Annotated in this window: 13 protein-coding genes and 1 tRNA gene; 9 read left to right on the forward strand and 5 right to left on the reverse strand. The window is 46.0% G+C overall.

Annotation, left to right across the window (positions count from 1 at the left end; all coding sequences use genetic code 11):
- Positions 1 to 100: 100 nt before the first annotated feature.
- Positions 101 to 1,507: an aspartate ammonia-lyase gene (aspA, locus tag QFZ48_RS02075; protein ID WP_370912649.1), complete on the reverse strand. Its 1,407-nt coding sequence runs from the start codon at positions 1,505 to 1,507 to the stop codon at positions 101 to 103.
- A gap of 136 nt (positions 1,508 to 1,643) precedes the next feature.
- Here aspA and QFZ48_RS02080 point away from each other — a divergent pair, with 136 nt between their 5' ends.
- Positions 1,644 to 2,744: a lipase family protein gene (locus QFZ48_RS02080; protein WP_429046135.1), complete on the forward strand. Its 1,101-nt coding sequence runs from the start codon at positions 1,644 to 1,646 to the stop codon at positions 2,742 to 2,744.
- Here QFZ48_RS02080 and QFZ48_RS02085 read toward each other — a convergent pair.
- Together QFZ48_RS02085 and QFZ48_RS02090 are read right to left on the reverse strand one after the other, a co-directional pair.
- Positions 2,741 to 3,283 (reverse strand): hypothetical protein, encoded by a 543-nt coding sequence (locus tag QFZ48_RS02085; RefSeq protein ID WP_370912651.1) that lies wholly within the window; start codon positions 3,281 to 3,283, stop codon positions 2,741 to 2,743. The genes QFZ48_RS02080 and QFZ48_RS02085 overlap by 4 nt on opposite strands.
- Before the next feature lie 249 nt (positions 3,284 to 3,532).
- Entirely contained in the window at positions 3,533 to 4,738 is a 1,206-nt protein-coding gene (locus QFZ48_RS02090; protein ID WP_370912652.1) for a hypothetical protein, read from the reverse strand.
- Positions 4,739 to 5,166: 428 nt separating this feature from the next.
- Here QFZ48_RS02090 and QFZ48_RS02095 point away from each other — a divergent pair.
- The 6 genes from QFZ48_RS02095 to QFZ48_RS02120 all read left to right on the forward strand — a co-directional run bounded on the left by QFZ48_RS02095 (position 5,167) and on the right by QFZ48_RS02120 (position 12,289).
- Positions 5,167 to 5,240 (forward strand) — tRNA-His (locus QFZ48_RS02095).
- A 111-nt stretch (positions 5,241 to 5,351) separates the two neighbouring features.
- Complete coding sequence (locus tag QFZ48_RS02100) at positions 5,352 to 5,612, forward strand: hypothetical protein (RefSeq protein ID WP_429046133.1); 261 nt, start codon at positions 5,352 to 5,354, stop codon at positions 5,610 to 5,612.
- 339 nt (positions 5,613 to 5,951) lie between these two features.
- Positions 5,952 to 6,248: a hypothetical protein gene (locus QFZ48_RS02105; protein WP_429060932.1), complete on the forward strand. Its 297-nt coding sequence runs from the start codon at positions 5,952 to 5,954 to the stop codon at positions 6,246 to 6,248.
- A 70-nt stretch (positions 6,249 to 6,318) separates the two neighbouring features.
- Positions 6,319 to 6,906 (forward strand): DUF445 domain-containing protein, encoded by a 588-nt coding sequence (locus QFZ48_RS02110; RefSeq protein WP_429046129.1) that lies wholly within the window; start codon positions 6,319 to 6,321, stop codon positions 6,904 to 6,906.
- A 167-nt stretch (positions 6,907 to 7,073) separates the two neighbouring features.
- Positions 7,074 to 9,650, forward strand: coding sequence for a TonB-dependent receptor domain-containing protein (locus tag QFZ48_RS02115; RefSeq protein WP_429060934.1), 2,577 nt, complete (start codon positions 7,074 to 7,076; stop codon positions 9,648 to 9,650).
- 170 nt (positions 9,651 to 9,820) lie between these two features.
- On the forward strand, positions 9,821 to 12,289 hold the full coding sequence (locus QFZ48_RS02120; RefSeq protein WP_429060937.1) for an outer membrane beta-barrel protein: 2,469 nt from the start codon (positions 9,821 to 9,823) through the stop codon (positions 12,287 to 12,289).
- A gap of 48 nt (positions 12,290 to 12,337) precedes the next feature.
- Here QFZ48_RS02120 and QFZ48_RS02125 read toward each other — a convergent pair whose 3' ends face one another.
- Complete coding sequence (locus QFZ48_RS02125; RefSeq protein ID WP_429046124.1) at positions 12,338 to 12,991, reverse strand: protein-L-isoaspartate(D-aspartate) O-methyltransferase; 654 nt, start codon at positions 12,989 to 12,991, stop codon at positions 12,338 to 12,340.
- Between the two features lie 124 nt (positions 12,992 to 13,115).
- Between QFZ48_RS02125 and QFZ48_RS02130 the strand changes: the two genes are divergently transcribed.
- Positions 13,116 to 14,840 (forward strand): phospho-sugar mutase, encoded by a 1,725-nt coding sequence (locus tag QFZ48_RS02130; RefSeq protein ID WP_429046122.1) that lies wholly within the window; start codon positions 13,116 to 13,118, stop codon positions 14,838 to 14,840.
- Positions 14,841 to 14,942: 102 nt separating this feature from the next.
- The gene (locus tag QFZ48_RS02135; protein ID WP_429060940.1) at positions 14,943 to 15,881 is read left to right on the forward strand and encodes a DUF2279 domain-containing protein; all 939 of its coding nucleotides are present in this window, start codon (positions 14,943 to 14,945) and stop codon (positions 15,879 to 15,881) included.
- Between the two features lie 4 nt (positions 15,882 to 15,885).
- Here the strand turns inward: QFZ48_RS02135 and QFZ48_RS02140 are convergent, their stop codons facing one another.
- Positions 15,886 to 16,383 carry a phosphoribosyltransferase family protein gene (locus QFZ48_RS02140; protein WP_370912661.1) on the reverse strand — a complete coding sequence of 166 codons (498 nt, stop codon included), beginning with the start codon at positions 16,381 to 16,383 and terminating at the stop codon, positions 15,886 to 15,888.
- Between the last annotated feature and the right edge of the window lie 116 nt (positions 16,384 to 16,499).

A 16,499-nucleotide genomic window follows, 5' to 3' on the forward strand; every position in this document is an offset into this window, starting at 1 on the left:
TACGCTGATTATAATGATTTTTTTGATTTGATCATTTAAAATCCAAAGTGATCAAATCAAAAAAATCATTATAATCAGCGTAATCAGTGAGAAAGACAACCTACGCGTTTATAAACCGCGGCCTGATAAGATTATCGAAAGTGAAAATTTCGTCCCACTTCTCCTGGGTCACCCACTTCTTTTCTTTTACGGCGAGGTCGTGCACCGACTTGCCCGTTTCCAGTGCTTCCCTTGCGATCGCTGAGCATTTTTCGTACCCGATGATGGGGTTGAGTTGGGTGACAATCCCAATGCTTTGCATGACCATATCCCTGGTGCGGTCTGCATTCGCGGTGATGCCCACCACGCATTTGTCTTTCAGCGCCCTGCAGGCGTTGTTCATATAAGTAATGGCGGTGAACAGCGCGAAAGCGATGGTAGGTTCCATTACGTTCAGCTGCAGCTGCCCTGCTTCTGCGGCCATTGTTACCATCAGATCGGCGCCAATTACATAGAAAGCAGTTTGGTTCACCACTTCCGGTATTACGGGGTTTACTTTTCCCGGCATGATAGACGAGCCCGGCTGCATGGGCGGCAGGTTAATTTCGTTCAGCCCTGTCCGTGGGCCGGAAGAAAGCAGCCGGAGGTCGTTACATATTTTGGAGATCTTTACCGCGGTACGTTTCAGCACACCGGATAACTGTACATAGGCGCCGGTGTCCACAGTGGCTTCAATGAGGTCGGCGGCCAGCACCAGGTCCAGGCCGGTGATAGCGGCGAGGTGTTTGGTCACCAGCTCTGAATATCCCTTGGGAGCATTTACACCGGTGCCAATGGCAGTGGCGCCCATATTGATTTCAGAGATGAGACGCTTGCTGTCTTCCACCCTCGACAACTCCTCGTTGATATTCGTGGCAAAAGCTTTGAACTCATCGCCCATACTCATGGGCACCGCATCCTGCAACTGGGTGCGTCCCATTTTCAGCACGTTCTTAAACTCCTCTCCTTTCGCCTGGAAAGCATCGCCCAGTTCACCCAGGGTTAATTTATAGCCGGTAAGTTTGTTGATCAGCGCAATACGGAATGCCGTAGGATAGGCGTCGTTGGTAGACTGTGAGCAGTTCACATGATTATTGGGATGACAGAATTCATACTGTCCTTTTTCTTTGCCCATCATTTCAAGCGCTACATTGGCAATTACCTCGTTGGCATTCATGTTTACCGAAGTACCTGCACCGCCTTGTATCAGATCGCTGAGGAACTGGTCGTTAAATTCACCGGCAATTACGCGGTCGGATGCTTTGATGATGTATTCAGCAATGTTTTTATCAAGTACGCCGAGGTCGCGGTTGGCCATGGCAGCGCCTTTCTTCACATAACCCAGCGCCTGTACAAACATGGGTTCCACTTTGAGGGGAATACCGGTAATATGAAAGTTTTCTATTGCACGAAGGGTTTGAATACCATAGTACACATCCTGCGGTATTTCTTTTTCTCCCAGGAAATCGTGCTCAATTCTCTTTGCCATATTTAAAGTAATTTAGGTCGGAAAGTTAAACGGATTTAGAACAATGAAAGCATTTCAATTGTTTTATTTTATCTTAAAGTGCAGCACTTTTGTTACTGTTCGTCTGTCATTGGTCATTTATAATTTGTTATTTTCTATGGGGTTTCGTATTTCGCTGTTCTCTTTTCTAATTTTATTTTCCGTAAGAAGTAATTGTTTTGCCCAGCGCCTGTTACCCAATTTCAATGCCGCTGAATACAGTGAGTTGCTGAAGCTGGCGGAACGCACCAGGGATACACCGTGGACCAAAATAAAAAGTACCCCGCCTGTTGATTGTGAGCTGGTATACCGTGCTCCCGAATCAGGATTGGTAAACCGCTGGGATCTGTGGAAAAGAAAAGACAATGTTGGCATCATCGTAATCCGTGGCACCAATGGCACCGCGCCTTCCTGGCTGGAAAATTTCTATGCCGGCATGATACCGGCACAAGGCACCGTGCAATTAAACGACAGCACGGCCGTCCCCTATAAAGTGGCGGAAGATCCCAAAGCGTATGTACATGCCGGGTGGATGCTGGCAGTAGCCGCTATGGGACCGGAAATAAAACAGAAAATCAACGAATACTACCAGCAAGGCATACACGAATTTATCATCTTCGGACATAGCCAGGGAGGCGCCATTTCTTTTTTAATGCGTTCTTATTTTCAATATACTACCGGCCTGCCGAAGGATATTGTTTTTAAAACATACGCCAGTGCAGCGCCTAAACCAGGCAACCTGTATTACGCATACGACTTCGATTTTATTTGCCGCGATGGCTGGGGATTGCGTGTAGTGAATGCCCGCGACTGGGTGCCGGAAACCCCCTTCTCCTTGCAAACAACCCACGACTTCAATACCGTGAATCCATTCACCGATATCAAAGGCGCATTAAAGAAGCAGAAATGGCCGGTGCGGGGTGCATTGAATTATATGTACGGCCGGCTGAACCGACCCTCCAAAAGGGCTTCCAGGCGCATGCAGCGGGTATTGGGAAACCTGGCGTACAAGCGGGTAAAAAAAATACTGCCGGAGTATCAGCAACCGGATTTTGTGGCCAGTCACAACTATACCCCGGCAGGTACACCGGTGATCTTATATCCCGTAAAAGGCTACGATGAGAAGTTCCCGTTTGATGGAAAAAATATCTTTATCAATCATCTCCCGGAGGCTTACCGCTGGGAACTGGAGCAGATCTATCATATAGACGCCCACTAATCGTTGCCGCTTTTTTCGCCGGTAAACCAATGTTCCTTATCCCTGAACAAAACATTAAAAGTGGTAAGCGACCCATAGATACGGGTAATATATTGCTGCATGTTCACCTTCTCTTCGTCGGTGAGTACTTTGTGGCTGTTAATGTTTTGCTCCAGTACACGGAGGCGGTCGCGCAGCATCACTATTTTATGGAAGAAGGTATCGATGGGCAACTCCTTTGCTTTCAAGGTAGTATCACCAGGCTGAAGAATGAGGTTGCCGCCCTTCCAGCGGTCGCCCAGTGGCACCACTTCCGCAATACCGCCCCAGAGGCGTAGGATCTTCAGCAGCGATGTTTCCACATCTGAAGTGGTTTCCACTTCCGGGGTCGCATTTTCCGCCACCAGCACTTCAAACAACGGGTCCGTTTTATCAATCATCTTAATACCATGATCCATAAACGTAACACGATACTGGGCATATTTAACGGCAACAATAACACCGGGACCAAAATGTGCGTGCTGTACCCGGGAGCCAACGCCGAGAGTAAGTTCTTCCATCTCTTTTTTACGTAAACATAAATAATTCCGCGGAGTTTGTCTTTCGCGGAGTTTGTCTTTCCCACTGATTACGCTGATTATGCTGATTCCCTTGATTTTACTTTTTTGATTTTATAAAGGATTAAAAAAACTGGGGAGATATAAGCAAAAATATCCGCTTATATCTCCCCAAATCAGTTAAAATCCCAAGTGGTCAAATCCCAAAAATCAGCATAATCAGCGTAATCAGCGGGAAAGACAAAATTCGCTTTATTCTTTTACCTTGTTAAGGAAGTACGATAACTTGAACAACAGCTCGTCCTGCAAACCTGCGCGCAGTTTGGCTTCCTCGTCGGTGATGCCCAAACGGCGAAGGCGCTGGTAATATACATAAGAGCCGCCGATCAGTTCCAGGCATTCCTGTATTTTACGTTTTACTTCTGCTTCTTTGGTTCTCTTTTCAAATTCTTTTTTAGTAAGAATTTTATCCACGAAGTAGAAGTGGTCTTTATCTTCTACCCATTTATTGCCTTCCCTGTGCTGGGGTTTATACACTTCCAGGTAGCAGTTATCCAGTTTCAGCACATCGCCGAATTCGGCACGTATATCTATTACCGTTGGTTTCTCTGCAGCCGGATTGGCCAGGCGCTTTTTAATATGATTGCTGATTTCAACACCCAGTTCATCACTGCTCATAAGGATCTGGTTCAGCTCTGAAAATTCCAGGCTGATAGTGATGCGGGCATATCCCCTGCCACTCTTTATTTTACCAAACAGGCTTGGCGTAGTTTGTTCATCAAAGATGATATCTTCTACCTGTACTTTGGTAATGGTTTTATAGTTGGGCGTATAACCATCTTCCAACGGCGTAGCACGTTTATTCACCAGCCTGGACGGTTCCTGGCGGCGGGTAAACTGAATGAACTCATCAATAAAGCGCAGTTCATGTTTCTTCAGTTTGGTGTACAGTTCGTGGGTAGTATGATTATGTATTTTACTCAGCAGCATCAGGTCGTTCCAGCTATCAAAATGCTGCATCTTTTTCAATTCATCGAGGATATCACCGGCAGCCATATTGCGGCGGTAAAAAAGCTCTCCGATGAGGAATAAGGCGTATTCGTGTGCCGGGTAGCCCAGTTCGGGCAACACATCATATGCGCTGCGTTTTTGTTCGCGGGCGCTTTCCAGTAAATCAATGTCCGACATAACAGGCGCCAACAGATACTTACGTGCGGCCGTACGTAGTTTTTTACTCACATAATCCAGTAACTGGTCACTCACATGACCATGATGCACGAAATCATGCAGTATCTGCACAAAACGCCGGGATGTAGGCAATCCAAATTGTGAAAGAATATCGTTTTCCATGTCCAGCACGTCCTCAAAACCAGGCTCCTCCTTTCCAGGCTTCACCCGTTGGTCCATTTGCTGGTAACGCTGATAGTACTCCTGCAACTTCAGTTTAAGCTGATCCATATGTATATACAGTTAAATATTAAATACTTGTTTTGTTTTTAGTCAGTAGTAAAAGGGATTTTGTTAAATATTTCCTGTCTTGGTTAACTTATCCGGACTAAGGACACTAAATCGCCTGAAATCAGCGATTTCTTTGATGCCGTAAAATAACATCCTACTGATTATTAATCACTTATAAAAATGGGAATGGAATGGGAAAGTGCGCAAAGATACACCTTTTCTGTAAGTTCCAATAGTGCCGCTTGTTAATGTTAAGACCGCCCCTTTTTAACAAATGAAAACGATTGTAATATTGGGTTTCATCTGCAGAATATGATCAATATATAATCCCTTGAAAATTTTTTTTCTGAAGTATTTGGAATTTAAAAATAGTTTCACTTATCTTTGCACTCCCAACAACGAAATAATACGAAACTAAAGATAAAACGGTGGTTGTAGCTCAGTTGGTTAGAGCATCAGATTGTGGTTCTGAGGGTCGAGGGTTCGAAACCCTTCAATCACCCAAAAAACGAAAAAGGCTTCTGTAAAAAGAAGCCTTTTTTTATTTGTATATCCTTCGGATTCTCCGTCTTTAATTTTTTTATTTTAAATTCGTTGACGTGAAATTAATCATATGATAAGGCCATTGACAGAAATAGAGAAAAGAGCACAGACTGCAGTTAAAAAACTACGGGATGAAACCTTATTACAAGGCAACCCGTTCATGATCTATCATAAAAGCCTGCCAAAAGGTAAATACTATATGGAATACCCGGATGGCAAAATGAAAATCGTTTCAGTCTCCCGTAAACTGAACGACTTTATTATTGAGAGCGAATTGTCGCAACAACAGGCAGATCAGATCAGGAAAAGGCTTAATTCCAAACATAACTAGTGCCAACATTGTATATTATTGCAGGCTCCAATGGCGCCGGCAAATCTTCGGCCGGGCCTGATTTGTTACCCACAGAATTAATAAAAAAGCATTCCCCTTTTGATGGCGACAAGCTAAAGTCCCTAAAACAATTAGAATTTCGGAAACAACTGGGGCTGTTCATACAAAGAAGCTGGCAGGCTAGCAGATGAATATGTCGATCAAACCTTCGAGTGGCAGTATAACTCCGCACTTGAGCACAATGAAGATTTTGTATATGAAGGGCATTTTACGGAGGAAGATAGCTGGTCATTGATACGTACCTTTAAAAAAGAGAAATACCGGATTAACATGCTCTTCATGGGATTAGCAACACTTGAAATATCACTGGATAGAGTATTTAAACGCGCTATGAATGGCGGTCACAATGTCCCTGTTTATGAAATTGAAAAGAATTATTATGGTAATCTCTATAAATTAAACCAACACTTTAACCTAATGGACGACCTTATCGTTCTCGACTCTTCTGAAGAATTAGCCCTGCACCTGGCTACCAAAAAGGACGATCTCATAACTTTTCACATCCCCCCTGACGAAATGCCGTTATGGTTCCGCAACGGTCTCCCCAACCTATTCCAACAAGGCTCTTTTGTCTAAAACAAAAAAATCATTTACTTATTGACTCCCAATTTTTTACATTTGTAATAGCTGAAAATCAATTCATTCAATGATCTTTTTCCTTCCCCTCATCGCTGCTGTCATCGGTTGGTTACTCAATAGCCTGGCGCTTACCCTGCTTTTCCGCCCGTATAAACCCGTTAAAATCGGCTTTATCACCCTGCAGGGATTGTTTCCAAAACGACAAACACACCTCGCCAACAGCATCGGAACACTGGTAGCGCAACAGTTTTCCTTTGAGGATATCAAAACAAAAATGACAGATCCGGAAAAGATCAAAAAAATTATTCCACTGGTAGAAGCGCACCTGGACAGCTTCCTGCGGGAACGGCTCCCCAAAGCAATGCCCGTACTGTCCATGTTCATTGGCGATAGTATTGTTAACCAGATAAAAACCCACCTGGTAGCAGAACTGGACACCCTCTTTCCCGTGCTGATCCGCCAATACCTCGATAACGTGGAACAGGACCTGAACCTGGAAAAAATGATATCACAGAAAATTGCAGGTATCTCTGCAGCACAACTGGAAACCATTACACATAACCTCCTCAGCAGGGAACTAAAAAGTTTCAAACTCCTCGGCGCCATCAGCGGACTGATTACCGGGTTAATTTGTATGGTCATCACCCTTTGGTAATCCGCTGAAACACAGCTCTGTTAACTACTGTTAAGACCTCTTAGCGCTTATATTTGCAATTTCCTGCGCATAATAATTCCACTCATCACAATCTTAAACCATTCATACCTGTACCCCGATACATTTGTCCTTATCTGAGAAGAAAGTCCGGATAAAAAACGATAAGGATGAAAAAATGCTACGCAGTTCTTGCTGGTATACTTTTGTTGCAGGCGCACACCTTTGCACAGGCGCCTGGAGCCACAGCCCCGCGGCAGGGACAAGGACAGGGACAACAGGGAAGACCTAACATGCCCCAGATTGGCCATCTTTATGGCAAACTGGTGGATGCAAAAACAGGGAAACCAATAGAATATGCTTCTGTTACTTTATTAAGGCAGAAAGATTCCTCACTGGTGACAGGTATGCTCACCAAACCCAATGGCGACTTCAGCCTCGAAAGCCTGCCATTCGGCCCCATGATACTGCGCGTCAACTTCATGGGCTACACCAGCATGCAGAAAAAAGTAATCATCACCCCGCAGGCTACAGAACAGGATCTCGGCAATATCAAAATGCAACAGAATGTAAAAACACTGCAAAGCGTGGAAGTTACCGGGCAAAAAAGTGCCTTCGCCATGGGTATCGATAAAAAAATATTTAATGTAGACAGGAATCTCACCTCCGTTGGCGGAACAGCACAGGATGTACTCAAAAGCGTACCTTCCGTGAATGTAGACCTCGATGGAAATGTTACCGTGCGTAATGCTTCTCCCAACATCTTTGTAGATGGTAAACCTTCTACACTTACCCTCGATCAGATACCCGCAGATGCTATAGAAAGTATTGAACTTGTTACCAACCCCTCTGCAAAATATGATGCGGAAGGTATGTCCGGCATACTGAATATTGTACTGAAGAAAAACCGCAAAGCCGGCTTCAATGGCGCTGTGAACGCAGGTATTGGTACCGGTAACAAATATAACGGCGGTGGCAATATTAATATCCGGCAAGGCAAATTCAATGTGTTCGCCAACTATAATATCAATGCCAATCAGAACTGGGCAGATGGTACTACCAGCCGCAGCAACTACAGCAACGGTCAAAAGGCAGACACCAACTTCCTCCTCCAGAACAGCAACAGCACCAGCAAACCAACCTTTCAATTCGGACGGTTCGGACTGGACTATATGCTCGATAACAGGAACACCATCTCTATCTCACAAAATATTGTAGCCGGCGATTTTAAAAACAATGAAGACCTGCGAAGCACCTTCTCCGACAAGAATCACGTGGTAACCGGGATCAGCGACCGCCTGAACAATAATAACTTCAGCTTCCGCAACTACACCACTGCACTGAGTTTCAAACATACCTTTGCACAGCCGAATAAAGAATGGACCGCTGATATCAATTATAACAACAGCAAAAACAACCGCAACGGCGACTATCTCACACAGGCGCAAAACGCCGATGGATCACCGCTCGGACAGGCATTGCTGCAAAATAACACCACCAACGGTAAAACCACTTTTGTTACTTTCCAAACAGATTACACCAATCCCATCGGAAAGAACGGTAAGCTGGAAGTAGGCGCCAAAGCTACTTTACGCGATTATACCAGTCTATACAACGTATACGACAGGGATACCACTACCGGCGAGTTTATCAACAATCCGCAGCTCTCCAACAATTATAAATACAACGAAGAGATCTATGCCGGTTACGCCAACTTCGCCAACACCATTGGCAACTTCGGCTACCAGGCAGGCTTACGTGTGGAACAATATGTGTACGCAGGCGAAAATGAAGGCACTAAGTATAAACCCACCAAAGCGGTACCAGGATTATTTCCCAGCCTCTTCCTCTCCGAAAAATTAAAGAACGATCAGGAACTGCAGTTGAATTATTCCCGCCGTGTAAACAGGCCCAATTTCTTCCAGCTGATTCCTTACCGCGATTACAGCGATCCGCAGAATCAGCGGGAAGGTAATCCCAACCTGAAACCGGAATATACCAACAGCTTTGAATTTTCATATGTAAAAAACTGGGCTAACAGCAACTTCCTCGGCAGCGTGTATTTCAGGAATACCAACGACATGATTTCCACCATCAGCACGCCCATCGGTGCGGATACGCTGCTCACACAATACATCAATGCCAACAGGAGCAATTCCTATGGTGCTGAGCTGACCATGAAGAATCAAATCCTGAAAGGATGGGACCTCACCAGTAACGTGAACTTCTATCAAACAGATATGAAGGTAAACGCCAATGGCCAGAACTATGATAATAACGGCTTCAGCTGGTTTGCCAAAATAAACTCTGAAACAAAATTACCGGCCAACTTCACGGTGCAGGTAAATGCCACTTACCAGGCGCCCACCATTGCGCTGCCCTCATCCGGCGGTGGTGGCGGAGGCGGCCGTGGTGGCGGAGGCGGCGGATTTAACCAGATCCCCAGCTCCGCACAAGGCACCATCAAAGGCTTCAGCACAGTAGACCTGGCAGTGAAAAAAGATTTCCTGAAAAATAAAGCAGCTTCTTTAACACTCAGCTTATCCGATATTTTCAATACCCGTCAGTATGAGCTGAACCAGGCATCACCGGAGTTTGCACAGGATTATATCCGCAAACGTGAATCCAGGATACTGAAACTCAACTTCAGCTACCGCTTCGGTAAATTTGATGCATCGCTGTTTAAAAAGAAAAGAAAAGACTCCGGAAACGATACGCAGATGGGCGATCCCATGCAGAGTTTCTAAAAAACATATTAAAGAAGGTGAATGCAAACCACAGGCCGGTTAGTAGTGTTACAACACTCTGCCGGCCATGTTTTTTTAGCTACCACTCATCATATTTCGTGAATGTTTACACATACGCCTATTACTTTTACGCTGTTGTTGTATCATTATTAAAGTTGCTAAGTCCACGCATGCGAAATCTTTTTTCACTCATGGTCGTGCTGTTTGTTGTGTCGTATAACGTTAACGCACAAACGCCCATCCCTGCCAGCCTGAAGGTAACAGGAAAGGTAGTAGATATTGTTACCGGGAAACCCATTGAATACGCTTCCGTGGTACTGCTAAATCAAGCCGATTCTTCCATGGTTACCGGCGCTTACACCACACCCGCCGGCACATTTTCACTTAATAATGTCACACCCGGCATCTATGTTGTCCGCATCACCTTTATGGGATACGAAAAACTGGAAAAGGCAGTGCGGGTAACAGCAGGAAAAAATACACTGGCCGGCACACTTCGCCTGCAATCCGCCGGTAAAGTGCTGAATGCGGTGGAAATCAAAGCAGAAAAACCAGCGTTCTCCATGCAAATAGACCGGCAGGTATTTGATGCCGGTAATATGATCAACGCAGAAGGAGGAACGGGAACGGATATACTAAAAAACATTCCCAGCGTGGATGTGGACATCGATGATAATATTACGCTCCGTGGTAAAAGTGTTACTATTTATGTAGATGGTAAACCCTCTCCTTTCGGGGATGCTAAAACAGCCCTGCAAATGATTCCCGCGGAAAGCATCGATCACGTGGAAGTCATCAACAATCCCTCTGCGAAATTTGAAGCCAACGGCAGCGGCGGTATTATCAACATCGTACTGAAAAAAGATAAAGCAATCGGCTATAACGTTATGTTCAACGTGGGCGGCGCCACCCGCGGGGAAGGCTTCGGAAGCGCCAATGCAAGCCTGCGCATGAAACGGTTCAATTTCTTCGGCAACTACAACGGTCGCTACGAACAGGTAAACGGCAGCGGGAAAAGCTTCCGCCAAAACCTGGTAGCAGACAGCAGCAATACCTGGTTCTTCTCCCAGAACAGTAAAAATGAAAACAGGAACACCAATAACGGCGGCCGCTTCGGATTCGATTACTTCATGGATGATCACAATACCTTCACACTGTCGCAGGGACTTAACTTTGGCCACAGCCAAAATGAAGATAATATCCTCCTGAACTACATGAACCAGAAAATGGAATCCCTGCGTAACGGAGAGCGCGCCAACAACAGCTACAACCGCAGCAATAATAAAAATACCAATCTCAGTTATAAACACACCTTTGAAAAGCCCAACCAGGAACTCACGGCTTACATCAGCTACAGCGGTAATAACAGCAGCAGCGGCAGTAACTACAATACCCAATATCACATTGCATCAGTAGATACACTTCCCAACGCCGACAAACAAAGCAATAAAGGGAAAAATGGTAACCGCTTCTGGAACCTGCAATCAGACTACACTTCCCCACTTGGAAAGAAAGGTAAGCTGGAAGCAGGCGTGAAAGCTACTATGCGGCATATCGACAATAATTACGTGGCTACGCTGTTCGACTGGGACGACAAGGATTATGTGATCAGCCCTACCCTGTCGAATAAATATGATTATGAAGAAGACATTTATGCAGGCTATCTCAACTTCGCCAATGCCATCGGCAACCTCGGTTACCAGATAGGCGTGCGCGCAGAACAATCGCAGCTCAAAGGATACTCGTTTACAAAAGATACCACGGTGAATAACCGCTTCTTTAACCTGTTTCCAAGTATATTCCTGAAATATAATATGCCGAAGAACCAGAACCAAAGCCTGGTATTCAACTATTCCACCCGGATAGACCGGCCCAACTTTGATCAGTTGCTGCCCTATATCAACAACTCCGACCCGCAGAATATCCGTACCGGCAACCCGGAGCTGCAGCCGGCACTGTCGCATAAGTTTGAGGTCAGCTACTCGGTATACTACCCGTCGTCCAATAATTACCTGAGCACCAGTACGTATTTCGCGCAAACAAACGATAATATCGACCGTATCAGCACACTGGACACTATTTCCGGCGTTACCACTACCAAACCCATGAACCTGGCCACCCAGCAGAATATGGGCGGTAATGTTTCTTACAGCCTGAATCTTACCAAATGGTGGAAAGTATGGGCCAACCTGAATGTGGAGTACAGCAAGCTTACCAGCATCGCCGTCAATAACGAAAACTTCAGCTACGGGTTAAATGGAAATACACAATTTCGTTTACCCGGTAAGTTTAGTGTGGAACTCGGCGGTCATTTCCGCTCTCCCCGCATTCAGCCCCAGGGAACCTTCAAGGCCATGAATGGCATTGATTTGGGAATCCGCAAGGAATTGCTGAACAAATCGCTGGTAGTGGCCCTCAATATCTCGGATCTGTTGAATACACAGCAGTTCAGCTCACATTACGAAACAAATACCTTCATCCAGGACTACGACCGTAAAAGGGCTACCCGCTTCATCCGGCTGAATGTGCGTTACCGCTTTGGCAAAATGGACCCGAACCTCTTTAAGAAAAAGAAACCACAGGAAGAAGAAGAAAAACAGGAAGAAGAAAAGCCCAGGGAGGGCGCCGGACGGCTTTAATAAAATCAGGCAGGATCATATCAGTGCAGGGGTATCATCACCCCTGCATTATTTTTTTCCGGCCAGCATGGGAACAAAAGAGAAGTTGTCGAACAGCTCTTGTTCAGTCTCCGTTTCGCTGATCCTGGTGATCCGCAGCATACGTTGTACATCCTGTCCGCCCACGGGAATCACCATTTTGCCGCCGATCTTCATCTGTTGCAGTAATTTTTCAGGGATATGCGGAGCGGCCGCTGTTACCAGCACCTTATCAAAGGGCGCATAGGTCGACAATCCCTCATAACCATCCCCGTAAAAGAAACGAAGATTGCGATATTGGGCTTTGAAAGGAAAACTTTTCACCTGGTCAAACAGCTTCCGTTGCCGTTCTATCGTATATACATTGGCTTTCAGCTCGGCCAGTACGCAGGCCTGGTAGGCGCTGCCAGTCCCTATCTCCAGTACTTTTTCATAAGGTTTTACCTCCAGTAGCTGCGTTTGATAGGCTACCGTATACGGCTGTGAAATGGTTTGCCCCTCCCCGATAGGGAAGGCCCGGTCGTCGTAGGCTATACTCTCAAAAGCCGTATCCAGGAAAAAATGCCTGGGAATATTGCCAATAGCTGCCAGTACGTTTTCATCTGTAATACCTTTCTGACGGATACTATCGACTAACTGTTTACGTAATCCTTTTTGTTTATAAGTATCTTCATACCGCCTCATGGCCGCAAAATTAACCAATACAAGGGATTTTCAATGTATTTTGAAATCCGTAATTTCCAACATTCATTTTTTTATTTTTACTTTACAATCCATTTTAGCATTTACGGCTCACAAAAAAAAGACCATGGATATAAATATTCAAAACAAAGTAGCGCAATGGCTCAACGGTAATTACGACGCTGAAACCGTTGCCACACTGAAGAAAATGCAGGAAGGAAACCTTGATGACCTCAACGACGCCTTTTACCGTAACCTCGAATTTGGTACCGGTGGCCTCAGGGGCATCATGGGCGTTGGCACCAACCGCATGAATAAATATACTCTTGGAATGGCCACCCAGGGCTTCGCCAATTACCTCAAAAAAACCTTTACCGGCGAAATTAAGGTAGCCATTGCACACGACAGCCGCAACAATGCCCGCTTTTTCGCAGAAACCGTTGCCAACGTTTTTGCCGCCAACGACATTAAGGTATTTCTTTTTGAAAGCCTGCGTCCCACACCGGAACTGTCTTTTACCATCCGTCACCTGCGTTGCCAGGGTGGTGTGGTACTCACCGCCTCCCACAACCCGAAGGAATACAACGGCTACAAAGCCTACTGGAACGACGGCGCACAGCTGGTGCCGCCCCACGATAACAACGTGATCCGTGAAGTAGAGAACATCGCCTCCCCGGATGAGGTAAAATGGACCGGTGGTGAAGCCAATATCACCCTCATCGGCCAGGAAATAGACGAAGCTTACCGCAAGGAACTGCTCAGCCTGTCCATCAATCCCGATATCAACAAACAACAGCACGACCTTAAAATAGTATACACACCTATTCACGGTACCGGTATCACCCAGGTGCCCCAGCTGCTGGAACAATACGGCTTTACCAATGTAACCATTGTACAGGAACAGGCCACGCCGGATGGAAATTTCCCCACCGTAGTGTACCCTAACCCGGAAGAATCCGAAGCCATGAGCCTCGGCCTCAAAAAAGCCAAAGAACTCGATGCCGATATTCTCCTGGGTACCGACCCCGATGCCGATCGTGTAGGCATTGCCGTGAAAGACCTCAAAGGAGAGTGGATCCTGCTTAACGGTAACCAAACCGGCGTACTGCTGTTTAACTACATCGTGGAAAGCCGCAAAAGCAAAGGACTCGCCAAAGCAAACGACTATATTGCCAAAACAGTAGTAACATCCGACCTGATCGATGTATTCGCTGCCAAAAACAATATTACCTGCTATAACGTACTCACCGGCTTCAAATGGATCGCTGACCTGATCCGCCGTAAAGAGCCGGAGGAAAACTTCATCTGCGGAGGTGAAGAGTCCTATGGCTATATGATTGGTCAGAATGTGCGCGATAAAGATGCCATCGCCTCTGTAGCCATGATCTGTGAAATGGCGGCCTATGCCCGCAGTCAGGGCAAATCCCTGTTTGAACAGCTGATCGACATCTATGTACGCTATGGCTATTACATGGAAAGTTTGATTTCCATTACCAAAAAGGGAATGAGAGGCGCGGAAGAAATCGCCGAAATGATGCGCGGATACCGCGAAAATCCACCGGTTACCATCAACGGATCACCGGTAGCAACGCTGTACGACTACCAGCTGCAACAGATCAGGGATATTAAAACCGGCGACACCAAAGCGCTGGATCTCCCGAAATCCAATGTACTGCAGTTTGTATTGGAAGATGGCAGCAAAATATCTGCCCGTCCCTCCGGTACCGAACCAAAAATCAAGTTCTACTTCAGCGTAAACGCACCACTGGCCAGTGCAGGAGACTACGACAAAGTGACCGCTGAACTGAATCAGAAAATAAATGGCATTATTCAGGATCTGAAACTGAAATAAAGCCCGTCATCTGAAAAGATGATAAAAGCCGGGAATGTTGAAAGAAAGGACTCCTCCGGAATTTCCCCCTTTCAGCATTCCCGGTATTGTTTAGCCACCCGCATGAAAAAGCCACTGCTTATCCTGATCCTGTTACTGCCGTTTTTCAGCAGCATGGCACAAAAAAAGGTGCCTTTTTCCACTATTCCTGATACCACCATCCCATCACGCGTATGGATCCTGAGCGGCACCACCGCAGCTCTTTACGGCGCGGGGCTGGCAGCACTCAATACCGCCTGGTACAAAGGTTACCCCAGGTCGGGATTCCATTTTTTTAATGATATGGGAGAATGGAACCAGGTGGATAAAGCCGGGCATATTTTCAGCGCTTACTTCATCGGTAAATATAGCCGCGAAATGTGGCGCTGGTCGGGGCTTCCACGAAAAAAACAGATCTGGATCGGGGGCCTGAGCGGATTTGCTTACCAGTCCGTTGTGGAGGCACTGGATGGCTACTCGGCTGAATGGGGATTTTCCTGGGGTGATATGGGCGCCAATGCCATCGGCTCCGCCCTGCTCATCAGCCAGGAACTGGCCTGGAATGAACAACGCATCCAGCTGAAGTTCTCAGCACATCCGCAACATTACGATGACCCGGTACTACAGCACAAGGCAGATCAACTCTTTGGCACCACCTTCTGGGAAAGAACCCTGAAAGATTATAACGGTCAAACCTACTGGCTGTCAGTAAACCTCTACTCCTTCCGGAAAGAAAGCCGGCTCCCCAAATGGCTGAATATTGCCCTGGGATATGGCTCACAGGGTATGATGGGTGGCCGCGATAACACCTGGACAGACGAACGCGGCATCGGTCACGATTACAGTCAACTACAGCGTGTACGGCAGTTTTATCTTTCCCCTGATGTGGATTTCACGAAAATACCCACACGGAAAAAGGGTGTTAAAGTAATATTCCAGGTATTGAATATGCTGAAGTTTCCCGCCCCCACCTTTGAAATCAACTCAAAGGGGAATATGAAATTACACGCGGTTTATTTTTAACGCCTTATTCGAAATAAGCGGAGATGATCTCTTCGCCGTTCATTTCCACCAGCACCATGTCCTGCAGGGTGGTAGCCAGTGAATATCCTACGAAGTCAACGGATAAAGGAAAGGACTTATGCTTACGGTCTACCAGCACGGCCGTCTGGATCTTTTTGGGGAGATATTTCAGCAATGGTTTCAGGGCGTACAGCATGGTGCGGCCGGAGTTGGCCACATCATCCACCACCACTATCACTTTGTTATTGAAGTCAATTTCTTCAGATACCACTACTTCACCGGGATGCTGCTTATCCAGGCGTAATTCAATAATATGGATGTTCAGGGGGGATATCTGTCCGAGGATAGCAGCCAGCTTATGGGCTATGATCACGCCACGGTCCCAGATACCCGCTAATATGATATCCGTGCCATCGCTGTTATGCTCATAGATTTCATATGCGATACGCTCAATTTTCTTTTGAATGATATCCTGCGTTAGAATGATGTTCCTGCTTTCCATGGTTGCAAAAATAAGCAATTAGCCATTAGCAGTTAGCACTTAGCAAAAAAATCAAATACACTAAACCTTAACCCCTAACGGCTGATAGCTAAAAAAGACATAAATTAGGGAGTCAA

Source organism: Chitinophaga sp. W2I13 (genome assembly GCF_050434005.1).
Classification (GTDB): Bacteria; Bacteroidota; Bacteroidia; order Chitinophagales; family Chitinophagaceae; genus Chitinophaga.